Source organism: Herbaspirillum lusitanum, assembly GCF_026127345.1.
GTDB classification, from domain to species: Bacteria; Pseudomonadota; Gammaproteobacteria; order Burkholderiales; family Burkholderiaceae_D; genus Herbaspirillum; species Herbaspirillum lusitanum.
In genome coordinates this window covers 177,371-200,454 of record NZ_QXFG01000009.1, presented here as the reverse complement: position 1 = coordinate 200,454, position 23,084 = coordinate 177,371, and the positions used below count along the sequence as shown (strand labels likewise).

The window sequence follows — 23,084 nt, the reverse complement described above, 5'->3', positions numbered from 1 at the left end:
TGACACGATTCACGAAATGCTGCGCTTGACCTTTACCTTGTGGGAAGGTTTAAGCTGACATTTTTCCATCACGAAAGGAGTAACGCCATGCTGACATTCAACGTCCAGGACATGACCTGCAACCATTGTGCGAGCGCCATCACGCGCGCCGTCAAGGAAGTGGACGCCAATGCCAAGGTCGACGTCCAGGTCGCCGAAAAGCGTGTCAACATCGACAGCAGCGTTGCCGCAGGCGAGTTTGAAGAAGCGATCAAGGAGGCCGGCTACACACCCGTTGCAGCCTGAATCCGCTCGGGCTATTTACTGAGCAGGCGCATCGCCCGTTCCAGGCCGTCAATGGTCAGCGGAAACATGCGCTGGCTCATCAATTGCTGGATGATGGAGATCGATTGCCGGTATTGCCACAGGCCTTCCGGCTCCGGATTGAGCCAGGCGAAGTTGGCGAAGGTGCTGGTGAAGCGCTGCAGCCAGACGGCGCCGGCTTCCGGGTTGTTGTATTCCACCGAGCCGCCTGGCTGGACGATTTCATAAGGGCTCATGGTGGCGTCGCCAACGAAGATCAGCTTGGTGTCCGGCGAATATTTGTGCAGCAGGTCCCAGGTCGGGAAGCGCTCGGCGTGGCGCCGGCGGTTGTTCTTCCATACGTAGTCGTAGACGCAGTTGTGGAAGTAGAAGAATTCCATGTTCTTGAATTCCGTCTTCGCCGCGGAAAACAATTCTTCGGTGCGCGCGATGTGGTCGTCCATCGAACCGCCGACGTCGAACAGCATCATCACCTTGATGTTGTTGCGGCGCTCCGGTTGCATCTTGATGTCGAGATAGCCGGCATTGTTGGCGGTGGCGCGGATGGTGTCGTCGAACGCCAGTTCTTCCTCGGCGCCGTCGCGTGCGAACTTGCGCAGGCGGCGCAGCGCCACCTTGATGTTGCGCGTGCCGAGTTCACGCTCGCTGTCGTAATCCTTGTAGGTCCGTTCGTCCCATACCTTGACCGCGCTGCGGTTCTTGCTCTCGCCGCCGATGCGGATGCCTTCCGGGTTGTAGCCGCTGTTGCCGAAGGGCGAACTGCCGCCGGTGCCTATCCACTTGTTGCCGCCTTCGTGGCGCTCGTGCTGTTCCTTGAGCAGTTCCTTGAGGCGATCCATCAATTTGTCGTAGCCGAATTTTTCCAGCGCGGCTTTCTGCTCCGGCGTGAGCTCGCGCTGCATGCGCTTCATCAGCCAGTCGAGCGGGATCTCGGGATTCTTTTCGAAGATGGTTTCGATGCCCTTGAAGTAGCTGCCGAAGGCCTTGTCGAACTTGTCGTAGTTGGCCTCGTCCTTGACCAGCGTGATGCGCGAGAGATAGTAGAAATCGTCGATGTCCGGCGAGATGACGTTCTTCTGCATCGCCTCGAGCAGGACCAGGAACTCCTTGATGGAGACCGGGATGCGGGCGTCCTTGAGCGTGAAAAAGAAATCGATCAGCATGGCGGTGTGGTCTGGTGATGCGTCAATGTCCGAGCTTGAATTGCAGATGGCGCTTGACCGTCGGCCATTCGGATTCGATGATGGAATAGACCACCGTATCGCGCAGCGAGCCGTCAGGCATGCGCTGGTGGTTGCGCAGGATGCCGTCCTGTTTGGCGCCCAGGCGCAGGATCGCCGCGCGCGATTGCTGGTTCATCCAATGCGTACGGAATTCGACGGCGATGCAGTGCAGCGTCTCGAAGGCATGCGTGAGCATCATCAGCTTGCACTCGGTGTTGATGCCGGTGCGCTGGGCGCTGGCGGCGGTCCAGGTCGAGCCGATTTCGACGCGGCGATGGACGGCGTCGGCGTTCATGTAGGTGGTCATGCCGCACAGCCCTCCCGTGTCATGGCGGCGCATGACGAAGGGCAGCATCGAGCCTTGTTCCTGCAGGCGCAGCCGGCGTTCGATTTCGGCGCGCATGTTTTCCGGTTTGGGAATCGATGTGTACCAGAGCTTCCACAGCTTGCCGTCGGAGGCCGCCGCGATCAGCGCATCGTGGTGGTCGAGCGACAGCGGCTCGAGCGTGGCGTAGTGGCCTTTGAGCGTGATCGGGTGCAGGAATTGCATGGCGGACTCCTTGCGTGGGCAGATGAAAATTATCGGTTGTTGCGCGACATGAATACCAGGCGCTCGAACAGATGCACGTCCTGTTCGTTCTTGAGCAGCGCGCCGTGCAATGGCGGAATCGCTGCCTTGCCGTCCTTGCTGTGCAGCGTCTCGGCCGGAATGTCTTCGGCCAGCAGCAGCTTGAGCCAGTCGATCAACTCCGAGGTCGACGGCTTCTTCTTCAGGCCGGGGATGTCGCGTACTTCATAAAAGGTCTGCAACGCTTGCGCCAGCAGGTCGCGCTTGAGGTGCGGAAAGTGCACGTCGACGATCTGCTGCATGGTGTCCTTGTCGGGGAACTTGATGTAGTGGAAGAAGCAGCGGCGCAAAAAGGCGTCCGGCAATTCCTTCTCGTTGTTCGACGTGATGATCACCAGCGGGCGATGCTTGGCGCGCACCATTTCGCGGGTTTCATACACATAAAACTCCATCCGGTCGATCTCGCGCAGCAAGTCGTTGGGGAACTCGATGTCGGCCTTGTCGATTTCATCGATCAGCAGTACTTGCGGCTCGTCGGCGGTGAAGGCCTGCCACAGCACGCCCTTGACGATGTAGTTGTGGATGTCCTTGACGCGTTCATCGCCGAGCTGCGAATCGCGCAGCCGCGAGACCGCGTCGTACTCATACAGGCCTTGTTGCGCCTTGGTGGTGGATTTGATGTGCCATTGCAGCAATGGCCGGTTCAGCGCTGCCGCGACTTCTTCGGCCAGCATTGTCTTGCCGGTGCCGGGCTCGCCCTTGATCAGCAGCGGGCGTTGCAGCGTCAGCGCGGCATTCACCGCGAGTTTCAGGTCGTCGGTGGCGACGTAACTGGAGGAACCTTCGAAGCGTGTTTCTTGTCGCATGGCGGGGGTGTCATCAGGACGAAAATAAATCCGAGTATAAGGTAAAAAGATTGAGGCTTCCCGCGCGCCGACCGGTGCAAACGGTTCGCCGTTGCTTGAAAGCCGGCTTTTCGTCCCCAAATAGCGTGGTCAGGGGAATTTGCTGCGGCGTTGCCGCTGCGGCATGTCTTTTTCCCCATAAAAACAGAGTGAGGCATGAAGTTTCTTTTTCTTAAGATGCACGTGATCTGGCGGCGTTTTCGCCACGGTTTGCAAGCGCGTTACGAACACCACGGCGAACACGGGCCGCAGCTGGAAGTGCTGATGCGCCGGGCCGATCCCGACGCCGCCTGGCATGACCGCGCCAACTGGATGATCGACGTCGCCGAATGGGTGCGCCATCAACCCAAGGTTTCCCTGCTCGACGCCGAAGGCTGGCGCCGGGTCAAGCATCAGCGCGTGCGCGCGATGCTTGACTGGCTCGATGCGCATCGCGACATCCGCCGCCACGTGCAGGGCTGCCTGCAAAAGACGCTGCGCGAGGCGAGCGGGCCGGAACTGTTTTCGGTCACCGGCTTGCCGCATGAACCGGCCTTTTTCACCGAACTGACCGAACGCGCCTTCAAGATGGTGTTGCCGCGGCATTTGTCGCCGAGTGAGTTGCCGACCTTGTTCGCGGCCATGTTTCCCGACCCGGACGACGCCGAATGGCTGCTCGAACTGGATCAGGAGCTGCAGGAGCGGCTGTGGAAACTGGCAGCCGACGACGGCATCTCGCATACCTACTGGCAGCAGATCGAAGAGGCGCTGACCTATCTCACCACGGTGGTGGTGGCCGACGGCATCAGCCCGGCGTTCCGCCAGCGGCTGGATCCCAAGATTCCGTTGCAGGCCACGCCCTTCATGGCCTTGCGGCGCGAGATGGAAGCATACCTGCGCGCCAGCCCGCACGACGAGGGCGCCTTGCGCAGCGCGCGCATGCTGATCGCGGTGTGCCAGGCGCAGACCGATCGTATCTATGCGCATCTGGACGAATACGGCGTCTCGGTCAGCCTGGTCTATCGCATCGAACGCATGCGCGCCCAGCTGACGCGCATGGGGCGTCTGATCGACGTGCGTTCGGCTACCTGGCGGGAACCCGAAACCGGACGCGGAGCCGGTCGCGTGCAATTGCTGCTGGCCGACCTGATCGCCGCGCATCACAGCCGCTCGTCGGTGCGCAGCCTGGTGCGACGCAGTTTTGCGCTGCTGGCGCGCAAGATGGTCGAGCGCAGCGCCGATCACGGCGAGCATTACATCGCGCGCGACCGCGCCGGCTATCGCGCGATGCTCAAGGCGGCCTGTATCGGCGGCGTGGTCACGGCCTTCACGGTGCTGGGCAAGATCGCGCTGGCCAAGCTGGGACTGCCGCATTTCTTCGACGGCGTCTTTGCTTCGATCAATTATGCGGTCAGCTTCCTGGTGATTGCCGCGCTGGGCGGCGTGCTGGCGACCAAACAGCCGGCCGTGACGGCGCCGGCGCTGGCCGCCAAGATGGGCGAGCTGGACACCGTCGACGGCTTGCGCGCCCTGATCGGCGAAACCGCCATGCTGCTGCGCTCGCAGGCGGCGGCGATTTTCGGCAACCTGATTGCGGTGATCCCGACCATGCTGCTGATGACGGCCGGTTTCCTGCTGGCGTCCGGCGCTACGCTGATGACGCCGGAAAAAGCCCGTGCGGCCTTGCACAGCCTGTCGCTGGTCGGACCCGCGCCCTTGTATGCAGCCTTGACCGGCATCCTGCTGTGGCTGTCGAGCCTGGCGGCGGGATTTGCCGACAACTGGTTCGCCTTGCGCCGCCTGCGCGAAGCACTGGCGCACCAGCGCCGGCTGGTGCATGCGCTCGGCGCCGCCCGCGCGGCGCGCTGGGCAATCTGGCTGGAGCGCCATGTCGCGACGATCGTCGGCAACGTTTCGCTGGGCGTCTTGCTCGGCATGGCGCCGGTAGTGGCGGAGTTCTTCGGACTGCCGCTGGACGTGCGTCACGTCACGCTGGCGACCGGCACGCTGGTGGCCGCCGGGGCCAGCCTGGGCTGGGATATCGTGACGACGCCGGCATTCTGGCTGGCGGTCAGCGGTATCGTGCTGATCGGCGCGCTCAACGTCGGCATCGCGTTCTTGTGTGCGATGGCGCTGGCTTTGCGGGCGCGGGAAATCCCGGCGCGCATCCGGCGCGTGGTTTTTCGTGCTGTGCTGCGACGTTTTGCGGCCTCGCCGTGGACGTTTTTATTCCCTGAAAAGGCCGCCAGTACGGCTGTAAAGCCTGTTCCGAGCGAGTCGAAAGTCGAAGAAGAAGGCTGAAGCACCGCAATAAGATGAGGATGCGGAGGAGGGATGTTGTAATTTGGAGCGCTGCGACAGATTGACTCACGGCGCTGTTGGGGTAAAATCAACCGGTTTTTTGGCATCGCAGGGGACGGGCGAGAATGCTCAGGTAATCCAATAAGCCAAATTGGTTGAGCCAATAATGTATAGCCAAACCTGTGGGACCAGCTTCGAAAAGTCATGTGTTTCGCTTTAGTTTGATTTTTATTTACCCCTGCCAATATGAAAAAACTCTTCGTACTGCTCGCTCTCGCGGGTATTGCCAGCGCGGCCTCGGCCGTCGATCTTGCAGGTAACACCGGCAAGGTCAATGTGTCGATGTGCATCGGCTGTCACGGGATTCCAGGCTACAAGGCAACTTTCCCCGAGGTCTACCAGGTCCCCATGCTGGGCGGCCAGTCTGAAAAATATATCGAGAACGCGCTGAAGGCCTATCAAAAAGGCGAGCGTAAGCATCCGTCCATGCAGGGCATCGCCGGCAGCCTGTCCGACAAGGACATCGCTGAACTGGCTGCTTACTACTCACAGCAAAAATAAGGGAAGCACGAGATGAACAAGATCCTGACCTTGGCAGCATTCGCCGCTGCCTCCGTTGTTTCCCTGCAAGCCGCTGCGGCGGGCAACGCCGAATCGGGCAAGCTGCTGGTTGAAAAGTACAACTGCGCTTCCTGCCACGGCAAAGACTTCAATTCCCCGATCGATCCTTCGTATCCGAAGCTGGCCGGCCAGCATCAGGACTACCTGCAGCATGCGCTGGTGTCGTATCGCCGCGGCAACGACGGCATGAACGGCCGCACCAACGCCATCATGGCCGGCCAGGCCAAAGTCCTGACCGACAAGGACATCCAGGATATCGCCGCCTACCTGCACAAGCTGCCCGGTTCGCTGGTGCTGGAAAAGTAACAAGCAAAAGTAAGCGAGGCTTTGCCTCAACGTAAAAAGCCACGGCATGCCGTGGCTTTTTCATGGAAGCATCTCCGGAGCAGGAAAATCAGCGCCGCTTGATGCTTTCGATATAGGCCGCGCCGTCCGGCGGCAGGCCGCTGCGCTGGGAATTCCAGATCATCTCGCCCAGGCATTCCATGATTTCATGATGCGCTTCGTGCGCCGAACCCTTGCGCTGCGCCAGTGCTTCGAAAGCCTTGCGGATGCCGGGCGGCTGGTCGATGGAAATCTGCTCGCTGATCGACAGATGCATCGACAAATGCAGGAAGGGGTTGTGTCCTTGTTCGACCGAGTAATCGGCGGCCAGCGCCTGTTCGACGTCTTTCAGCGCATCATCGTATTCGGGATGCTCGACGATCCAGTCGCGGGCGATGGCTTCGAGCGGAGTCAGAATTTCGTTGGCGCGATACTTGCGGAATGCTTCGCAAAAGAAGCGGCGGACATCATGCTGGGACGGGTTGAACATTGCGGCGGCTGGCGAAACGCGTAAAAGCCGTATTGTACGCCGTGTCGGCCAACTCGTCCGGGTCCCCCCCCCCTCTCTGGGGCATGCGAAACCAGTCATGCGCGTGAAATTGTCCTGCGGTAATATGTCCCTACAAGACGAGCAAAAACATCGTCATATCTCGCCAAATGAGGGGACATCATTCATGAAACTCAGGCTCTGCAGGGTGCAGTTCGCGTTCCTGTTGCCGGCGCTATTGTCGTCGCCGCTGCTGTTGTGCTTGTTGTTCTCCCAGTCCTCGCACGCCTCGATCACCAGGTCCAGCGCCAGGACCGCTGCCCAAATCGGCACCAATGTCAGCCCGGAAGACGACGGCAGCCGGACCGTGCTGATCGGTTATGCGGGCCCGTTGAGCGGTACTTCCGCCGCAGTCGGTAAAAGCATGGCCAACGCCGCGCAACTCGCGGTCGACGAAGCCAACAAGCGCGGCCTGCAGATCCAGGGCCGGCCGGTCCAGTTGAAATTGCTGATCCAGGATGACCGCACCAATCCGCGCACCGCCGAATTGATCGCTCGTTATCTGGTGCGCAGCGGCGTAGTGGGTGTCATCGGCCACTGGAACAGCGCGGCCAGTCTCGCCGCCGCGCCGATTTACAATGCCGGCGGCGTGATCCAGATATCGCCGGCCAGCATGAGCAACCTGTTCACGCAACAGGGCAATCGCGCCGCCTTCCGAACCATCGGCAACAACGACAGCGCGGGCAGCTACACCGCCGATTACGCGGTCAAGACGCTGCAGGCCAGGCGCTTCCTGGTAGTGGACGACGGCACGCCGTTCGGACGCGGCTTCGTCGAACAATTCAGCCGCTCGGCCAAGGAGCTCGGCGCGCAGATCGTCGGCTCCCACAGTGTCAGCGACAAGACCTCGGATTTCAATGCTGTGCTGATCGACGCCCTCAAGTTGCGTCCCGACGCGGTGATGTTCGGCGGCCTCGAGCTGCAGGCGTCGACACTGGCGCGCAGCCTGAAGCGACGCAGTCCAGGGATTCGCTTCATTGGCTCCAGCGGCACGGTGGGTTTGCCGTTCCTGCGTGCAGCGGGCGCCGACGGCAACGGCAGCGTCGTGCTGGAACCTGGGCTGCCGATGGACAAGATGCCGGGCTGGAAGAATTTTGAAAAGAACTACATGCAGAAATTCGACAGCAATATCGAGCTGTTCGCGCCGTTCGCCTACGACGCCACCCAAGTGTTGATCGCGGCGATGCGGCAGGCCAATTCGATGGAGCCGAAAAAGATCGCCGAGGCGCTGCACGCAATCCACTTCAGCGGCATGACGGGTCCGGTCTCGTTCAATCAGCAAGGCGATCTCAACAATCCCACGTTCACCATCTACGAGGTGGAGAATCAGAGCTGGGTGGTAAAGAAGGTCATCAGCGGCAGCGCGAACTGAGCGCTGACTTGAGCGCTGGCTGAGTGCCGCCTCAGCGGCTACACGCCTTTTTCAGGCAGCGGCGTCTTCTTCTTGAACTCGCACAGGTCGGCGATGAGGCAGTTCCAGCATTGCGGCTTGCGCGCAATGCAGGTGTAGCGGCCGTGCAGGATCAACCAGTGATGGGCGTCCTGCAGGAATTCCGGCGCGACGAATTTCATCAGCTTGCGTTCGACTTCGTCGACATCCTTGCCCGGCGCAATGCCGGTACGGTTGGAAACGCGGAAGATGTGCGTGTCGACGGCAATGGTCGGATGACCAAAGGCCGTGTTCATCACCACGTTGGCAGTCTTGCGACCCACGCCCGGCAGCGCTTCGAGCTCTTCACGCGTCTCCGGCACCTCGCCGCCGTGCTGCTCCAGCAGGATGCGGCAGGTCTCGATCACGTTCTTGGCCTTGGTGCGGAACAGGCCGATGGTCTGGATGTAGGGGATCAGCTCGTCCACGCCCAGTTTGTAGATGGCGGCCGGCGTGTTGGCGACCGGGTACAGCTTGCGCGTGGCCTTGTTGACCGAGACGTCGGTAGCCTGCGCCGACAGCAGCACGGCGATCAGCAGCTCGAATGGCGTGGTGTATTCCAGCTCGGTGGTCGGAGTCGGATTGGCTTGCCGCAGGCGGCTGAATATTTCACGGCGCTTTTCGCTGTTCATGGCTGGCGGGTGTGCTTGGCTGGTGGTTGATCGTTGACGGCGGCTTGTTCTTTTTTCAGGCGTGCGCGCTCAATGGCGGCCTGAATGATGGCTTTCTTGCGGTCCTGCTCGGCTTTCTCGGCCGGCGTCAATGCGTCGGCTGCCTCCACCTCTTTCAATTTGGCGGCGGCTTTTGCGGCCAGGCGGTCATCGTTTTCCCGTTTTTCACGGCGCAGGCGGAAGCTGCGGAAATCGTGCCGCGCACGGGCGGCGTCGGCCTGCTCCTGCGACCACGCCTGCCAGCCGGTCAGACCCGGCGTGACTTCGACCATGGCGATGCAGTCGACCGGGCAGGGCGCCACGCACAGATCGCAGCCGGTGCACAGGTTGGGCAGCACGGTGTGCATCTGTTTGGCGGCGCCGACGATGGCGTCGACCGGGCAGGCCTGGATGCACAGCGTGCAGCCGATGCAGGCGGCTTCGTCGATGACGGCGCGCGTGCGCGGACGTTCCAGGCCGTTGGCGGGGTTGAGCGGCAGCAGCGGTCTGGCCAGCAGTTGCGCCAGGCGCGCCACGCCTTCGGCGCCGCCCGGCGGGCATTGGTTGTAACCTGCGCTGCCATCGGCGATCGCTTCCGCATAGGGTCGGCAGGCGGGATAGCCGCACTTGCCGCACTGGGTTTGCGGCAGCAGGTTTTCGATCTGGTCGGCGAGGGTAAGGACTGCGGAGGAAGACACGTTGGATGGCTGGGAAAAAATGGCTGGGCGGGCGTGAAGCCGTATTATCCCGGAAACCGGCGCTGCGGGGGGACTAAGGAGTGCGGGCAATAAAAAAGCCTTTGCCTGGTTACAGGCAAAGGCTGCGGGGAAGTGCGCGCTCAGGAATTCGCTTTGATGAATTCACCGATTTTCGGACAGATGACTTCGCGCCAGCGACGGCCCGAGAAAATGCCGTAGTGGCCGCACTTGGGCGCGGTGAAGTGCTGCTTGCGCGACTTAGGAATCGACGAGCACAGGTCTTGCGCCGCCTGGGTCTGGCCGGAGCCGGAGATGTCGTCCAGTTCGCCTTCGATGGTAAACAGCGCCACCGACTTGATGTCCTGCGGGCGCACCAGCTTGCCGTCAATCTTCCACGTACCCTGCGGCAGGTCGAAGTCCTGGAACACGATCTTGATGGTTTCCAGGTAGAACTCGGCCGGCATGTCCAGCACGGCGTTGTATTCGTCGTAGAACTTGCGATGGCTTTCGGCCGACTCGTCGTCGCCGTCGCGCAGGTGCATGTAAAAGTCCCAGTGGCTTTCGGCGTGGCGGCGCGGGTTCATGGCGACGAAACCGGCGTGCTGCAGGAAGCCCGGGTAGACCTTGCGGCCGAAGCCGGGGAAGTTGGCCGGCACGCTGTAGATCACGGTGTTTTCAAACCAGCTGAACGGCTTTTCGGTGGCCAGGTCGTTGACCGCGGTCGGCGATTTGCGCGCGTCGATCGGGCCGCCCATCATGGTCATGCTCTTGGGCAGCTTGGGATCGTTGGCGCTGGCCATCAGGGCAATTGCGGCCAGCACCGGTACGGTCGGCTGGCACACGGAGATCACGTGGACATCCGGGCCGAGGGTGCGGATGAAGTCCTGGATGTAATAAACGTAGTCGTGCAGGTGGAACGCGCCCTCGTCGAGCGGCACCATGCGTGCATCGGTCCAGTCGGTGATGAACACGTCGTGGTTCGGCAGCAGGCCGCGCACGGTGTCGCGCAGCAGTGTCGAATGGTGGCCGGACAATGGCGCAACCAGCAGCACGGTAGGCTGCTTGAGCGCGGCGAGCTGCTTGCTGTCGAGGTCCTTGCGGAAATGGATCAGGCGACAGAAGGGCTTGGTTTCGGCGATTTTTTCGATGATATCGACGGTCTTGCCGTTGATTTCGGTCGATTCGATCTGGAATTCGGGTTTTTCGTAGTCTTTGCCGAGGCGGTACAGCAGTTCGTAGCCGGCAGCGATACGTTGTGCGAATGGCGTGTGGGCCAGCGGGGAAACAGGGTCGGAAAACAGTTTTGCCGAGGTCTCCGCCCATTGCATCAAGGGGGTGAGAAAGGCGCGGTTTAATTCGTGAATTTGATAAAGCATGGCTGACCTTTACACATAGTACGCATGAAGCTGGCTGATTAGTCCATAACGGCATTGTGTGCTGTCGAGACTACAAGTATTGCTCTGTTTTCTTGCTATGTTGCAATGCAATATTTTAACACGGTTTGCCTTGCGCCGTGGCGCGCCGGGCCGTGATAAAAACTCAGATGTCGACAAAGAATTTTCAAGTTGTCGTACAAATCATGCGTTTTTATTCAACGATTTATGGCGACATTATCGGCATCCGAATGTCGATCTTGAGCCTGCATGCAGGCTCAAAGCGCCCAAGAAAAAGCCCCTGACCGGATGGCAGGGGCTTTTCTTGGATATGCGGAAACCGGTTTTGATCAGGATTTAATCGAAAACCGGAGTTTCCACGCCGAGGATCTTGTGCAGTTTCGGCGATGTCGTCGTGTACTGCATGTGGATCTTCTTTTCCGGGAAGATATAAGGCGCTGCGCCGAAAGCAGCCAGCGCGGCTTCGTGGAAGCCCGACAGGATCAGCTTCTTCTTGCCCGGATAGGTGTTGATGTCGCCGACCGCAAAGATGCCCGGCACATTGGTTTCGAACTTTTCGGTGTCGACCACTTTCAACTGCTTGCGCTCGATGTCCAGGCCCCATTCGGCAATCGGCCCCAGTTTTGGCGACAAACCGAAGAACACCAGCAGCATGTCCAGCGGCAGGCGACGGGTGACGCCGTCGGCGCCGGTGACCTTGATTTCGGACAGCTTGCCGTCCTTGGCTTCAAAGCCCGTGGCCTGGCCGACGATGAGTTGCATTTCGTACTGTTCGCACAATTCCTTCATCTTGGCCACCGATGCCGGGGCCGCGCGGAATTCCTCGCGACGGTGCAGCAGCACCACCGATTCGGCCTTGCCGACGAAGTTCAGCGCCCAGTCCAGCGCGGAGTCGCCGCCGCCGCAGATGACGATGTTCTTGCCTTCAAACCGGGCCGGATCCTTGACGCGATAGAACAATTGCGAACCGTCGAAGGCTTCGATGCCGTCGACCTTCAGCGTGCGCGGCTGGAACGAGCCGACGCCGGCGGCGATGAAGATGGTCTTGGTGATGAACTTGGTGCCAGCCGAGGTTTCCAGGTCGAAGCGGCCGTCTTCGCGCTTTTGCACGACGGTGACTTCCTGGCCCAGATGGAAGGTCGGATCGAACGGTTCGATCTGCTTCAGCAGGTTGTCGGTCAACTCCTGGCCGGTGCATACAGGGACGGCGGGGATGTCGTAAATCGGCTTGTCCGGATACAGCTCGACGCATTGGCCGCCGACGTTGGCGAGCGAGTCGATGACGTGCGCCTTGATTTCCAGCAGGCCGAGTTCGAATACCTGGAACAGGCCGACCGGCCCGGCGCCGACGATGACGGCATCGGTTTCGATCGGCGTTGTCTTGCCGGCGTCAGCCGCGGCAATCTTGAAGTTATCCATAAAAATCCAATTTCCGTTTCAGTTGAGGGTGTTTCCAGACTCAATTGGCTATCGGCCAAGGCAGGTTTGCATGGCGGCTTGCGCATGCATTCCCGATCTTGGCTGTATGGCTAGAAGTGAAGGCTGTCTGTTGAAGAGCGTGCCGGCCGGTTGCCGGCGCCGCTCCGTTGCGGCGCTGTGCTGCGGTAAGGCTCAGCGCTGCAGGAACTCCAGTTTGTTCTTGACGTCTTTCCATTCCTCGGCTTCGGCCAGCGGCGCCTTGGTTTTGGTGATCGAAGGCCAGAAACGCGCCAGTTGTTCATTGAGCTTGATGAATTCCTGCTGATCGGCCGGGACGTCTTCTTCCGCATAGATCGCATTGACCGGACACTCGGCCACGCAAACGGCGCAATCGATGCACTCGTCGGGATCGATGGCGAGGAAATTCGGGCCTTCGCGGAAGCAATCAACCGGGCATACATCGACGCAGTCCGTATAACGGCAGCGGATGCAGGAGTCGGTCACAACGTGGGTCATAACAGTCCTATCTGTAAAATTTCTTTAAAACCTGGGCAAACTCAGCCGGAATTAGTGGCAATATGGCGCGGTTCAATCGAGGCACATGCAGCTAAGATTGCGATTGCCGCCGGAATTGCTGGTTGTTCCCCGATGTTCCCTGATTGCGGCGCACTTGCAGGCAGATTTCAAGCAAATCCGCCGCTCGCGCGACAATTCCTATACAACCGGCTGGAAAGCCTTGTATTTTAAGGCAATTCAACTTTTCTCACAAATGAGGCTTATACAAATTACGTATAAGTAAATATGAAATATTCATTCGTCAAAGGACAAGATCAAAAGTGAATGGCGAACAAGCAAAGACGGGTTTCATGAAGCATGCGCTGACCGGGCTGGCAGCGGCCTTGGCGCTGGGGCTGGCGATGACGGTCGCCGCGCAGGCAGAGAACATCCGCATCGGCGAAATCAACAGCTACACCGGCGTGGCGCAGTCAAGTCAGGCCTACCGTAACGGCGCCGATCTGGCCGTGGCCGAAATCAACGCCGGCGGCGGCCTGCTGGGACGCAACCTGGAATTGATTTCGCGCGACGACAGCGGCAGTCCCGATGAAGCCGTGCGGCATGCCGAGGCGTTGATCAAGACCGATCGCGTCGACGTGCTGACCGGTTCGATGTTGTCGAACGTGGCGCTGGCAGTGGCCAAAACCGCCGCTTCCGAAAAGAAGCTGTTCGTGGTCGGCGACGCCCTGTCGGACGCCATCACGCTCGACAAGGGTAACCGCTACACCTTCCGCCTGCGGCCTTCCACCTACACCCAGGCCGCCATGCTGGCGGAAGCCGCCGCCAAGCTGCCGGGTCGGCGCTGGGCCATCGTCGCGCCCAATTACGAATACGGACAAAGCGCCGTCGCCAACTTCAAACTGCTGCTGAAAGAGCGCCGTCCGGACATCGAGTTCGTCGCCGAACAATGGCCGGCGCTGGGCAAGATGCGCGCCGAGGTGGTCGTCAAGGCTTTGCGCCAGGCGCGTCCCGATGCGATCTTCAACGCCGCCTTCGGCAGCGACCTGCAGCAATTCGCGGAAGAGGGCAGCCGCCAGGGCCTGTTCGCCGCCACCACCGTGTTCTCGATGTCGGCCGGTCCGACGCTGGGCGATGTGCTGGCGCAGTATGAAGGCACCAAGAACTGGGTGGTGCTGGGCTATCCGTCGGAGCAACTCGCTACGCCCGAACATCAGCGCTTCCGCGAGGCCTATCTGAAGCGCTTCAATGATCGTCCGCTGCTGCAAGCGGTGTTCGGCTACAGCACCGTGATGTCGATCGCCGCCGGGATCAAGAAGGCCGGCTCGGTCGATTCTGAAAAACTGGTGACGGCCATGCGCGGTTTGGGAGTGGAAACGCCGGTCGGGCCGATCACCTTCCGTGCTCACGACCAGCAATCGAGCATGGGCGCGTTCGTGGCGACGCTGGTATGCAAGGACGGCCGCAGCAACATGACCGAATGGCATTACCTCGACGGCGCGCGCTACATGCCGGACGACAATTACATCAAGGGACGCCGGCCGGCATCGGCGATGCGCTGAACAAGCGCAACACCTTGCCGGGCGTAGGACCGATTTACGTCGTCGATTAACCCTCCACGCAGGCGGGCACGAATTTCTCCATCCAAGGTAAGATAGTGCCCCTTGTCCTCTCCAGCACACGATCCTTTCGAATCGTCAGGCGCCATGATAATTTCTTCCTTGCTCGACACCGACCTCTACAAGTTCACCATGATGCAGGTGGTGCTGCACCACTTCCCGGGGGCGCAGGTCGAGTACCGCTTCAAATGCCGCAACGACAATGTCGACCTGACGCCGTACATCGACGAGATCAAGGCTGAAATCGCCGCGCTGTGCCGCCTGCGCTTCCGCGAATCGGAACTGGCCTACCTGCGCAGCTTCCGTTTCATCAAGAGCGATTTCGTCGACTTTCTCGATCTGTTCCATCTCAACGAAAAATACATCAGCGTGACGCCGTCGCCGGCCGGCAATGGCGAGATCGAGATCCAGGTCAAGGGTCCGTGGCTGCACACCATCCTGTTCGAAGTGCCGGTGCTGGCGATCGTCAATGAAGTGTATTTCCGCGCGACCCAGCGCGCGCCCGATTACGAAACCGGCCGTGCGCGCCTGCGCGACAAGATCGCGCTGCTGACCGACAATTCTTTGCTGGAAGGTTGCAAGATCGCCGACTACGGCACGCGCCGCCGCTTCTCGCGCAGCTGGCACGCCGAAGTGATTCTGGCGATGAAAGAGCACATGGGCAGCCATTTCGCCGGCACCTCCAACGTCCAGTTCGCGATGCAGCACGACCTCACGCCGCTCGGCACGATGGCGCATGAATATCTGCAAGCCTGTCAGGCGCTTGGTCCGCGCCTGCGCGATTCGCAGATTTACGGCTTTGAAATGTGGGCGCGCGAGTATCGCGGCGACCTCGGCATCGCCTTGTCGGACGTGTACGGCATGGACGCATTTTTGCGGGATTTCGACATGTACTTTTGCAAGCTGTTCGACGGCGCGCGTCACGATTCCGGCGATCCGTTCGAATGGGGCGAACGCCTGCTGAAGCATTACGACAACAACCGCGTCGACTCCAAGAGCAAGGTGCTGGTGTTCTCCGACGGCCTCGATTTCGACAAGGTGGTGTCGCTGTACCTGCGCTTCAAGGACCGCGCCAAGGTGGCCTTCGGCGTCGGCACCAACCTGACCAACGATCTCGGCTATACGCCCTTGCAGGTGGTCATGAAGATGGTGCGCTGCAATGGCCAGCCGGTGGCGAAGCTGTCCGATACGCCGGCCAAGAACATGTGCGACGACGAAGCCTACGTCAAGTATTTGCGGCAGGTGTTCGAAATCAAATAAGCATCCGGCAGAGCTGCGACGCGCGAGAACATTTCGCCGCTTGAAATATTTTAATGCGCTCGGATTACGGCCGCCATGGCCGGTCTTGCTGGTATAGTGTGGCCTCGTTTATAGCGATTTTCTCGTCTTCACAAGGTCCCACATTGCGCACAAAACTCCTCACGCCATCGGCCGGTCTCGGCCTTGCCTTGATGCTTCCTCAACTGGCTCATGCAGCCGATCTTGACGGCGGCGCATTGTCGGCGTTGTGGGGGATTCCTTTCATCGGTCTGCTGCTGTCGATTGCATTGGGCCCGTTGCTGTTCACGCACTTCTGGCATCATCATTTCGGCAAAATCGCATTGGCGTGGGGCGCGGCATTCCTGCTGCCGTTTGCGGCGACGTTCGGCGTGCATACGGCCGCAGCCGGCACTGTCCACGCGCTGCTGGCCGAGTACATTCCCTTCATCGCCTTGCTGACCGCCTTGTTCGTGGTGGCCGGCGGCATCTGCGTACGCGGCAATCTGCATGGCACGCCTGCGCTCAATACCGGCTTGCTGGCGCTGGGCACCGTGCTGGCCAGCATCATGGGGACCACCGGCGCGTCAATGTTGCTGATTCGTCCGCTGATCAGGGCCAACGACAACCGCAAGCATGCGGTGCACATCGTCGTGTTTTTCATCTTCCTGGTGGCCAACGCGGGCGGCTCGCTGACGCCGCTGGGCGATCCGCCGCTGTTCCTTGGTTTCCTCAAGGGCGTGGACTTTTTCTGGACGATGCAGAATATCTTCCCCGAGACCTTGTTCGTCTGCGTGTCGCTGCTGGCGATCTTCTATCTGCTCGACCTCCACTACTACAAGAACAAGGAAGAAGCCTTGCCGCCGGCGCTCGATCCGACGCCCGATTCAGGCATCAGCTTTGAGGGAAAATTCAATTTCGTGCTGTTGCTGGCGGTGATCGCGCTGGTCCTCATGAGCGGTTTCTGGAAGTCGGGCGTGGTGTTCGACGTGATGGGTACGCCGGTCGAATTGCAGAACCTGTTACGCGACCTCGCGCTGGTGGCGATCATCGTGGTTTCACTGTGGAGCACGCCGACATCCGCGCGCGCCGGCAACGATTTTTCATGGGGGCCGATCGTTGAAGTGGCCAAGCTCTTCGCCGGCATTTTCATCACCATCATTCCCGTGATCGCCATGCTGCGAGCGGGCGAGGAGGGCGCCTTCGGCGCCGTCGTGCGCGCCGTGACCGGGCCGGACGGCCAGCCCGTCGACGCGATGTATTTCTGGATCACCGGATTGCTGTCGTCGTTCCTCGATAACGCGCCGACTTACCTGGTGTTCTTCAATACCGCCTCGGGCGATGCGCATACGCTGATGACCACGCTGAGTTCGACGCTGGCTGCGATTTCTGCCGGCGCCGTGTTCATGGGCGCCAACAGCTACATCGGCAACGCGCCCAACATGATGGTCAAGGCCATCGCCGAAGAGCGCGGCATCAGGATGCCGTCCTTCTTCGGCTACATGGCCTGGTCGCTGGTCATCCTGGTGCCGCTGTTCGTCATCATGACCTTCCTGTTTTTTGTTTAACGATAAAAGAGACAAGCATGAAACCAAAGATCTTCGTTGCACGCGCCGTTTTCCCTGAAGTGCTGGAGCGCCTGGCGCAGCATTTCGACGTCGAGTCCAATCAGGAAGACCGCATCTTCTCGGCCGACGAATTGATCGCCAAGGTGCAGGGCAAGGCCGGCCTGTTCTCGACGCCGAGCGAACCGGTCAGCGCCGCCTTGTTCGCCGCCAATCCGCAATTGAAAGCGGTGTGCAACATGGCGGTCGGCTATAACAACATCGACATCGCCGCCGCCACCAAGGCAGGCGTGCAAGCCACCAACACGCCTGACGTGCTCAACGAAACCACCGCGGACTTTGGCTGGGCGCTGCTGATGGCGACCGCCCGCCGCGTCACCGAGTCGGAACACTGGCTGCGCGCCGGTCACTGGAAGAAGTGGAGCTACGACAGTTTCACCGGACCGGACGTGCATGGCGCGACGTTGGGCATCATCGGCATGGGCCGCATCGGCCAGGCCATCGCGCGACGCTCGCTGGGCTTCGACATGGAAGTGATCTATCACAATCGTTCGCAACTCTCGCCGGAACTGGAGGCGCGCGCCAACAATGCGAAGTATGTCGGCAAGGAAGAATTGTTGCGCACCGCGGACCACGTCATCCTGGTGTTGCCTTATTCGAAAGAATCGCATCACACCATCAAGGCCGCCGACCTTGCCCTGATGAAGCCACAGGCCACGCTGATCAACCTGGCGCGCGGCGGGATTGTCGACGATGCAGCGCTGATCGCCGCCTTGCGCGACAGGAAAATCGCCGCCGCCGGCCTCGACGTGTTCGAGAACGAGCCGGCCTTCCATCCGGATTTCCTCGGTTTGTCGAACGTCGTGCTGACGCCGCACATCGCCAGCGCTTCGACGCCGACCCGCCTGGCGATGGCCAATTGCGCAGCCGACAACCTAATCGCCGCGCTGTCGGGGCAGACACCGCCGAACTTGCTTAACCGCGACGTTCAGCCAAAGCGGTAAGCATCAGGAATTGCTATGAAGGCAATAAAAAACCCGCCGAGGCGGGTTTTTTATTTTCCGGATGCTGCTTTCGCAGAGGGGATCAACCCTTCAGTTCGGCGATCAGGTCGATGTACTGCTGCTGCGCTTCCTCTTGCGGCAAGCCCTTGAGGGCTTCCCAGGCATCCCACTTGGCGCGGCCGACAAAGTCGGTCATGCCGGGACGGTCGCCTTGCACATCGCCGCTGCTACCTTGCTTGTACAGGCCGTACATCTTCAGCAGGGTCATGTTGTCGGGGCGTTCCGACAGGTTCTTGGACTCGGCGACAGTCTGTTCAAATTGTTCCTGCAAACTCATGTTTCCTCCTGGATAGCCTTGAGACGATGTAAAACCGCTTAACCCGTTTAAACCGCGAGCAGTTCGACTTCGAAAATCAGCGTCGCGTTCGGTGGAATGACGCCGCCGGCGCCGCGTGCGCCATAGCCCAGCGCAGCAGGGATGATCAGCTTGCGGACGCCGCCGACCTTCATGCCCTGGACGCCTTCGTCCCAGCCCTTGATCACATGGCCTGCGCCCAAAGGGAACGCAAACGGATCGTTGCGGTCTTTACTCGAGTCGAATTTGCTGCCGGCGCTGCCATCCGGATTTTGCAACCAGCCGGTGTAATGCACGCTGACGTGGTTTCCTGCCTTGGCTTCGTCGCCGGCGCCAACCTGGATTTCTTCGTATTGCAGTCCAGAGGAGGTAGCGATAGTAGACATTTGTTTCCTTTCAAAGAGTATGTTTGTGCCGTGTTTTAGCCGCGCGTCCGGAAGAAAAGGGCCCTGAAAGGCCCGTTCTCTCTGCGTTTTGCGCATGTATATGCTGCGTTGCTGAACGGGGTTGGTCGCAGTGTAAACCAAAACACCGCAAAACACCGGGATCGACACCACCCGTGTCAGCCAAATCGGCATCACAAGCGTTAGGTATCCTGGGGCGTGCTTTTTTTACGGATTTGTTACGGATTTCATGCACGGTAAGATCGCATTTTTTTAAGTAAAGTTCTTCATGCTGCATAGTTTTGGCCGGTTTTCCCGGCTCTCCCTTCTGGCGCTGTGTGCGTTGTCTGCCGTCATCGCTGTTTCTGCGCCGGCGTCTGCGAACGTGGTGGTGGTCCTTAATTCCGGCGATGCCACGGTGACATTGCTGGATCAGTCGACTTACAAGGAAATCAACACTTTCTCGGTCGGCAAGGAGCCGCATCACCTGATGGCGACGCCCGACAACAAGTCGCTCATCGTCGCCAGCGCCACCGGCAACCAGCTGATTTTCCTGGACCCGAAGACCGGCGAAGTGCAGCGTCAGTTGCGCGGCATCATCGATCCGTACCAGATCGGCTTCTCCCCGGACCAGAAATGGTTCATCGCCAACGGGTTGCGCCTGGATCGCGTCGACGTGTATCGCTACGACGGTCATAACCTCGACCTGGCCAAGCGCGTGCGCCTGGCGAAGACGCCGAGCCATATCGCCTTCGATGCGGCCAGCACCACGGCGTTCATCACCCAGCAGGGCAGCAACGAGATCAGCGCCATCGACCTGGCCACGCAGCAGGTCAAATGGACCATGCCGGTCGGCAAGTTGCCTGCCGGTATTTTCATGACGCCGGACAACAAGTACCTGCTGGTCGGCATCATGGGCAAAGACTACGTGCAGGTAATCGACTGGCGCACGCAAAAGACCGTCAAGACCATCCGTACCGGTGAAGGCGCGCACAACTTCCGCGCCCACGGCGACAAGCGCTACGTCTATGTCTCGAACCGCGTCTCCAACACCATCAACATCCTCGACCTGCAGACATTGGAAAGCGTCGGCGTCATTTCCGTGCCGGGCGGCCCGGATTGCATGGAAGTCACCGACGACGGCAAGACCATGTGGGTCACGCTGCGCTGGGTCAAGAAGGTCGCCGTGATCGACCTGGCCAGCAAGAAGATCACGAAAATCATCCCGGTCGGGCGTTCTCCGCACGGCATCTACTTCATCAATCGGGCTGCCGACCTCTGATGCGGAAGCCGCTGCCAGTCGCGTCCTCTTGCCTCGGTCGGATCGCCGCATTGTGCGCGATGGCGATCGCGATCTGGCCGGCGCAGGCGGCGACCGATAGTGCGAGGTCCTGCAAGGGCACCATTTACCTCAGTTTCGACACCGGCAGCCAGTCGCAAGCCGAGTTCATCGCACAGACGCTCAACAAGCATCACATCAAGGCAACGTTCTTCCTCGCCAATGAAAAAACCATCAACGGCGATTACACGCTCGATCCGGCCTGGGCGCCGTACTGGAAAGCACGCGTCGCCGAAGGCCATGCTTTCGGTACGCACACCTTCGACCATGTCTACGTCCAGCGCGACCTGCCTGACGGCCGCATCGAGGTCAAACCGCAATTCGGCGCGCACGCGGGCAAGAAGCAGGTCTGGAGCGCGGCCCAGTATTGCGGCGAGCTGCAGCGTGTGGCGGACCGCTTCAAGGAGCTGACCGGCGCTACGCTCGATCATCTGTGGCGCGCGCCGGGCGGCAAGCTGACGCCGCAACTGCTGGCGGCAGGGCGCGCTTGCGGGTATTCTCATGTGGCGTGGGCCGAAGCCGGCTTCTCCGGCGACGAGTTGCCCAGCGAAAAATGGCCCAACGCCATGCTGCTGCAACAAGCCTTGCGCAAGCTGAAAGACGGCGATATCGTCATGGCGCATCTGGGCATCTGGTCGCGCAAGGATCCATGGGCGCCGGCCGTGCTGGAGCCGCTGATTTCCGGGCTGGAACAGAAGGGCTTCTGCTTCGCCACCTTGCGCGAACATCCGGCTTACCGGGCCGCGCTCGACAAGCAGCAAACCGCCGTCATCAAGTAAGCACCCACCAGCGCAGCGTTTATCCAGGCAATCATCATGATGCACATGATTCAGGCATTTTCCGATTTGTTCGCCACCGTCCAGGGATGGTTGTTCGAAACCATCGTCCAACCGATGGTGTTCATGCTTGGCTTGGGCGAATTCGTCGAAGAGGCGTTCACCGGCACCGAATGGTTTCTGGTCGGCGTGTGTGAGCTGGCCGTGCTGTTCATCATCTTGCGGCCGCTGGAGGCGTGGATTCCGGTGCATGCATTCACCGACCGGCGCGCGCGCTGGAATGACTTCATCTACACCGCCTTGCATCGTCTCGGCGCGTTCTCGATCCTGGTGTTTTTTCTGCTCGATCCGCTCATGTCCACTCTCAGCGAATTCCTGCATTGGGAAGGCTGGGGCACGTTCAATCTCGACGATGTCTGGCCGGGCGTGACCGACCAGGCCCTGGTGAGTTTCCTGCTGTACCTGATCGTGCTGGATTTCTGCGATTACTGGTATCACCGCGCGCAACATGGCGTGCGCTGGCTGTGGGCCTTGCACAGCCTGCATCACAGCCAGGAAAACATGAACCTGTGGAGCGACGACCGCAACCATCTGCTCGACGACCTGGTGCGCGATGTCCTGATGGGCATCGTGGCGCTGGCCATCGGTGTGCAGCCCGGACAATACATCCTGCTGGTGTCGGCGTCGCGCATGCTGCAAAGTCTGCAACATGCCAACGTGCGTATTCATTTCGGCCGCATCGGCGAATGGCTGCTGGTCTCTCCGCGCTTCCACCGCCTGCATCACGCGATCGGCATCGGCCACGAAAGCCGCGGCAAGAATTCGCTGGGCGGTCATAATTTCGCGGTGCTGTTTCCGATCTGGGACGTGCTGTTCCGCACGCGCCATGTCGGCGCCGGCTCCGGCTTCGCCATGACCGGCGTGCGCGATCAGTTGCCGCCGCCGGCCGGCAAGGGGCGCAATTATGGCCGCGGCTTCTGGGCGCAGCAATGGCTGGGCTTGAAGCGCATCGTCGAATTTTCCCGCAAGGCGGCGCGCTGATGCGCCTGATGACCATCTCCTTCGGGCGCGCGCTGCTGTCGCAGCTGCATATCCGCATGCTGTTGCTGACGGTGCTGCCGTTCGTGATGTCCATCGTTCTCTGGGGCGTGGCGCTGTGGCTCGGCCTGCAGCCGATGATCGACTGGCTGCAGGATTACTTCGTCGGCCACAACGGCTTCGGCGTAGCCGGCTCGATTCTCAGCTGGTTCAACATGGGTGCGCTCAAGACGGTCATCGTGCCGCTGATCGCCATGTGGGCCTTGCTGCCGCTGATGATCCTGACGGCGCTGGTGTTCGTCGGCTTGTGGGCGGTGCCGGCGATCGCACGCCACGTCGGCGGCCGTCACTATGCGCATCTCGAACAGCGTCACGGCGGTTCGGTGGCGGGCAGCCTGTGGACCTCGCTGTGGTGCTTTGCGGTGTTCGTGTTCGGCTGGATCGTGACCTTGCCGTTGTCGATTTTCCCGCCGCTGGCGTTCGTGATCCATCCGTTGCTGTGGGGCTGGCTGACGTATCGCGTGATGGCGTACGACACGTTGGCCGACTACGCCACGCCCGAAGAACGCCGCGCGATTCTGCATGCGCATCGCTGGCCGCTGCTGCTGGTCGGCGCCATCGCCGGCACCATGGGCGCTGCGCCTACGCTGCTGTGGCTGGGCGGCGCGCTGTCTGTGATTTTCTTTCCGATACTGGCGGCAGGTGCAATCTGGCTGTACGTGCTGGTGTTCGTCTTCACGGGGTTGTGGTTCCAATACTATTGCCTGGAAGCGTTGAGCAGCCTGCGCGCTGCGACGAACGCCGACACGGTTTCCGCTTCTTCCGCCGGCAACTGAGCCGGGCGCAGCCGGATTATCCGGATCAGGGCATAATT

General features: G+C 60.5%; 24 protein-coding genes. 13 read left to right on the top strand and 11 right to left on the bottom strand.

Features of this window, described 5'->3' with window-relative positions; all coding sequences use genetic code 11:
• Positions 1-87 precede the first annotated feature (87 nt).
• Positions 88-285: a heavy-metal-associated domain-containing protein gene (locus tag DXT88_RS14635; RefSeq protein ID WP_265214505.1), complete on the top strand. Its 198-nt coding sequence runs from the start codon at positions 88-90 to the stop codon at positions 283-285.
• A gap of 11 nt (positions 286-296) precedes the next feature.
• Here the strand turns inward: DXT88_RS14635 and DXT88_RS14630 are convergent, their stop codons facing one another.
• Genes DXT88_RS14630 through DXT88_RS14620 form a run of 3 tightly spaced genes read right to left on the bottom strand, consistent with a single transcriptional unit; the run spans position 297 to position 2,960 of the window.
• The gene (locus DXT88_RS14630) at positions 297-1,466 is read right to left on the bottom strand and encodes a vWA domain-containing protein (protein ID WP_265214503.1); all 1,170 of its coding nucleotides are present in this window, start codon (positions 1,464-1,466) and stop codon (positions 297-299) included.
• Positions 1,467-1,488: 22 nt separating this feature from the next.
• Complete coding sequence (locus DXT88_RS14625) at positions 1,489-2,076, bottom strand: GNAT family N-acetyltransferase (RefSeq protein WP_016835589.1); 588 nt, start codon at positions 2,074-2,076, stop codon at positions 1,489-1,491.
• 29 nt (positions 2,077-2,105) lie between these two features.
• Entirely contained in the window at positions 2,106-2,960 is an 855-nt protein-coding gene (locus DXT88_RS14620; RefSeq protein ID WP_265214500.1) for an AAA family ATPase, read from the bottom strand.
• Between the two features lie 195 nt (positions 2,961-3,155).
• Here DXT88_RS14620 and DXT88_RS14615 point away from each other — a divergent pair, with 195 nt between their 5' ends.
• The 3 genes from DXT88_RS14615 to DXT88_RS14605 all read left to right on the top strand — a co-directional run bounded on the left by DXT88_RS14615 (position 3,156) and on the right by DXT88_RS14605 (position 6,206).
• Entirely contained in the window at positions 3,156-5,279 is a 2,124-nt protein-coding gene (locus DXT88_RS14615) for a site-specific recombinase (RefSeq protein ID WP_265214498.1), read from the top strand.
• A 246-nt stretch (positions 5,280-5,525) separates the two neighbouring features.
• Positions 5,526-5,840 carry a c-type cytochrome gene (locus tag DXT88_RS14610; RefSeq protein WP_016835591.1) on the top strand — a complete coding sequence of 105 codons (315 nt, stop codon included), beginning with the start codon at positions 5,526-5,528 and terminating at the stop codon, positions 5,838-5,840.
• A gap of 12 nt (positions 5,841-5,852) precedes the next feature.
• The gene (locus DXT88_RS14605) at positions 5,853-6,206 is read left to right on the top strand and encodes a c-type cytochrome (protein ID WP_265214495.1); all 354 of its coding nucleotides are present in this window, start codon (positions 5,853-5,855) and stop codon (positions 6,204-6,206) included.
• A gap of 88 nt (positions 6,207-6,294) precedes the next feature.
• Here the strand turns inward: DXT88_RS14605 and DXT88_RS14600 are convergent, their stop codons facing one another.
• On the bottom strand, positions 6,295-6,714 hold the full coding sequence (locus tag DXT88_RS14600) for a DUF1841 family protein (protein WP_265214494.1): 420 nt from the start codon (positions 6,712-6,714) through the stop codon (positions 6,295-6,297).
• A gap of 184 nt (positions 6,715-6,898) precedes the next feature.
• Between DXT88_RS14600 and DXT88_RS14595 the strand changes: the two genes are divergently transcribed.
• Positions 6,899-8,143, top strand: a complete 1,245-nt coding sequence (locus tag DXT88_RS14595) for a branched-chain amino acid ABC transporter substrate-binding protein (RefSeq protein ID WP_265214493.1) — start codon at positions 6,899-6,901, stop codon at positions 8,141-8,143.
• A gap of 38 nt (positions 8,144-8,181) precedes the next feature.
• On the opposite strand, the gene nth is transcribed toward DXT88_RS14595, so the two are convergent.
• From nth to fdxA, 5 genes are all read right to left on the bottom strand, one after another.
• Entirely contained in the window at positions 8,182-8,832 is a 651-nt protein-coding gene (nth, locus tag DXT88_RS14590; RefSeq protein ID WP_016835595.1) for an endonuclease III, read from the bottom strand.
• Positions 8,829-9,548 carry an electron transport complex subunit RsxB gene (gene rsxB / locus DXT88_RS14585; protein ID WP_265214492.1) on the bottom strand — a complete coding sequence of 240 codons (720 nt, stop codon included), beginning with the start codon at positions 9,546-9,548 and terminating at the stop codon, positions 8,829-8,831. Before rsxB ends, nth begins: the two co-directional genes overlap by 4 nt.
• 140 nt (positions 9,549-9,688) lie before the next feature.
• The gene (locus DXT88_RS14580) at positions 9,689-10,924 is read right to left on the bottom strand and encodes a polyhydroxyalkanoate depolymerase (RefSeq protein WP_029363796.1); all 1,236 of its coding nucleotides are present in this window, start codon (positions 10,922-10,924) and stop codon (positions 9,689-9,691) included.
• A 354-nt stretch (positions 10,925-11,278) separates the two neighbouring features.
• Positions 11,279-12,361 (bottom strand): NAD(P)/FAD-dependent oxidoreductase, encoded by a 1,083-nt coding sequence (locus DXT88_RS14575; RefSeq protein ID WP_265214490.1) that lies wholly within the window; start codon positions 12,359-12,361, stop codon positions 11,279-11,281.
• A gap of 192 nt (positions 12,362-12,553) precedes the next feature.
• Positions 12,554-12,877: a ferredoxin FdxA gene (gene fdxA, locus DXT88_RS14570; RefSeq protein WP_016835599.1), complete on the bottom strand. Its 324-nt coding sequence runs from the start codon at positions 12,875-12,877 to the stop codon at positions 12,554-12,556.
• Positions 12,878-13,227: 350 nt separating this feature from the next.
• Here fdxA and DXT88_RS14565 point away from each other — a divergent pair, with 350 nt between their 5' ends.
• From DXT88_RS14565 to DXT88_RS14550, 4 genes are all read left to right on the top strand, one after another.
• On the top strand, positions 13,228-14,436 hold the full coding sequence (locus DXT88_RS14565) for an ABC transporter substrate-binding protein (RefSeq protein WP_029363798.1): 1,209 nt from the start codon (positions 13,228-13,230) through the stop codon (positions 14,434-14,436).
• Between the two features lie 144 nt (positions 14,437-14,580).
• On the top strand, positions 14,581-15,753 hold the full coding sequence (pncB, locus tag DXT88_RS14560) for a nicotinate phosphoribosyltransferase (protein ID WP_029363799.1): 1,173 nt from the start codon (positions 14,581-14,583) through the stop codon (positions 15,751-15,753).
• A gap of 191 nt (positions 15,754-15,944) precedes the next feature.
• Positions 15,945-17,318 carry a sodium:proton antiporter gene (locus DXT88_RS14555; protein ID WP_265214538.1) on the top strand — a complete coding sequence of 458 codons (1,374 nt, stop codon included), beginning with the start codon at positions 15,945-15,947 and terminating at the stop codon, positions 17,316-17,318.
• 17 nt (positions 17,319-17,335) lie between these two features.
• Positions 17,336-18,319, top strand: a complete 984-nt coding sequence (locus tag DXT88_RS14550; protein ID WP_265214489.1) for a 2-hydroxyacid dehydrogenase — start codon at positions 17,336-17,338, stop codon at positions 18,317-18,319.
• An 82-nt stretch (positions 18,320-18,401) separates the two neighbouring features.
• Here the strand turns inward: DXT88_RS14550 and DXT88_RS14545 are convergent, their stop codons facing one another.
• Positions 18,402-18,656: an acyl-CoA-binding protein gene (locus DXT88_RS14545; protein ID WP_016835605.1), complete on the bottom strand. Its 255-nt coding sequence runs from the start codon at positions 18,654-18,656 to the stop codon at positions 18,402-18,404.
• Positions 18,657-18,703: 47 nt separating this feature from the next.
• The gene (locus DXT88_RS14540) at positions 18,704-19,060 is read right to left on the bottom strand and encodes an FKBP-type peptidyl-prolyl cis-trans isomerase (RefSeq protein ID WP_016835606.1); all 357 of its coding nucleotides are present in this window, start codon (positions 19,058-19,060) and stop codon (positions 18,704-18,706) included.
• Positions 19,061-19,346: 286 nt separating this feature from the next.
• Between DXT88_RS14540 and DXT88_RS14535 the strand changes: the two genes are divergently transcribed.
• Genes DXT88_RS14535 through DXT88_RS14520 form a run of 4 tightly spaced genes read left to right on the top strand, consistent with a single transcriptional unit; the run spans position 19,347 to position 23,046 of the window.
• Positions 19,347-20,339: a YVTN family beta-propeller repeat protein gene (locus DXT88_RS14535; protein ID WP_029363801.1), complete on the top strand. Its 993-nt coding sequence runs from the start codon at positions 19,347-19,349 to the stop codon at positions 20,337-20,339.
• Positions 20,340-20,398: 59 nt separating this feature from the next.
• The gene (locus DXT88_RS14530; protein ID WP_265214482.1) at positions 20,399-21,175 is read left to right on the top strand and encodes a polysaccharide deacetylase family protein; all 777 of its coding nucleotides are present in this window, start codon (positions 20,399-20,401) and stop codon (positions 21,173-21,175) included.
• A gap of 45 nt (positions 21,176-21,220) precedes the next feature.
• On the top strand, positions 21,221-22,213 hold the full coding sequence (locus DXT88_RS14525) for a sterol desaturase family protein (RefSeq protein ID WP_265214536.1): 993 nt from the start codon (positions 21,221-21,223) through the stop codon (positions 22,211-22,213).
• A complete protein-coding gene (locus tag DXT88_RS14520) occupies positions 22,213-23,046 on the top strand; it encodes an EI24 domain-containing protein (protein ID WP_265214535.1) in 834 nt (277 codons plus the stop codon). Before DXT88_RS14525 ends, DXT88_RS14520 begins: the two co-directional genes overlap by 1 nt.
• Positions 23,047-23,084: the final 38 nt, after the last annotated feature.

Coding starts and splice junctions, on each gene's coding strand:
- DXT88_RS14635 (WP_265214505.1), top strand. CDS start 88: ATGCTGACATTCAACGTCCAGGACATGACCTGCAACCATTGTGCGAGC.
- DXT88_RS14630 (WP_265214503.1), bottom strand. CDS start 1,466: ATGCTGATCGATTTCTTTTTCACGCTCAAGGACGCCCGCATCCCGGTC.
- DXT88_RS14625 (WP_016835589.1), bottom strand. CDS start 2,076: ATGCAATTCCTGCACCCGATCACGCTCAAAGGCCACTACGCCACGCTC.
- DXT88_RS14620 (WP_265214500.1), bottom strand. CDS start 2,960: ATGCGACAAGAAACACGCTTCGAAGGTTCCTCCAGTTACGTCGCCACC.
- DXT88_RS14615 (WP_265214498.1), top strand. CDS start 3,156: ATGAAGTTTCTTTTTCTTAAGATGCACGTGATCTGGCGGCGTTTTCGC.
- DXT88_RS14610 (WP_016835591.1), top strand. CDS start 5,526: ATGAAAAAACTCTTCGTACTGCTCGCTCTCGCGGGTATTGCCAGCGCG.
- DXT88_RS14605 (WP_265214495.1), top strand. CDS start 5,853: ATGAACAAGATCCTGACCTTGGCAGCATTCGCCGCTGCCTCCGTTGTT.
- DXT88_RS14600 (WP_265214494.1), bottom strand. CDS start 6,714: ATGTTCAACCCGTCCCAGCATGATGTCCGCCGCTTCTTTTGCGAAGCA.
- DXT88_RS14595 (WP_265214493.1), top strand. CDS start 6,899: ATGAAACTCAGGCTCTGCAGGGTGCAGTTCGCGTTCCTGTTGCCGGCG.
- nth (WP_016835595.1), bottom strand. CDS start 8,832: ATGAACAGCGAAAAGCGCCGTGAAATATTCAGCCGCCTGCGGCAAGCC.
- DXT88_RS14580 (WP_029363796.1), bottom strand. CDS start 10,924: ATGCTTTATCAAATTCACGAATTAAACCGCGCCTTTCTCACCCCCTTG.
- DXT88_RS14575 (WP_265214490.1), bottom strand. CDS start 12,361: ATGGATAACTTCAAGATTGCCGCGGCTGACGCCGGCAAGACAACGCCG.
- fdxA (WP_016835599.1), bottom strand. CDS start 12,877: ATGACCCACGTTGTGACCGACTCCTGCATCCGCTGCCGTTATACGGAC.
- DXT88_RS14565 (WP_029363798.1), top strand. CDS start 13,228: ATGAAGCATGCGCTGACCGGGCTGGCAGCGGCCTTGGCGCTGGGGCTG.
- pncB (WP_029363799.1), top strand. CDS start 14,581: ATGATAATTTCTTCCTTGCTCGACACCGACCTCTACAAGTTCACCATG.
- DXT88_RS14555 (WP_265214538.1), top strand. CDS start 15,945: ATGCTTCCTCAACTGGCTCATGCAGCCGATCTTGACGGCGGCGCATTG.
- DXT88_RS14550 (WP_265214489.1), top strand. CDS start 17,336: ATGAAACCAAAGATCTTCGTTGCACGCGCCGTTTTCCCTGAAGTGCTG.
- DXT88_RS14545 (WP_016835605.1), bottom strand. CDS start 18,656: ATGAGTTTGCAGGAACAATTTGAACAGACTGTCGCCGAGTCCAAGAAC.
- DXT88_RS14540 (WP_016835606.1), bottom strand. CDS start 19,060: ATGTCTACTATCGCTACCTCCTCTGGACTGCAATACGAAGAAATCCAG.
- DXT88_RS14535 (WP_029363801.1), top strand. CDS start 19,347: ATGCTGCATAGTTTTGGCCGGTTTTCCCGGCTCTCCCTTCTGGCGCTG.
- DXT88_RS14530 (WP_265214482.1), top strand. CDS start 20,399: ATGGCGATCGCGATCTGGCCGGCGCAGGCGGCGACCGATAGTGCGAGG.
- DXT88_RS14525 (WP_265214536.1), top strand. CDS start 21,221: ATGATTCAGGCATTTTCCGATTTGTTCGCCACCGTCCAGGGATGGTTG.
- DXT88_RS14520 (WP_265214535.1), top strand. CDS start 22,213: ATGCGCCTGATGACCATCTCCTTCGGGCGCGCGCTGCTGTCGCAGCTG.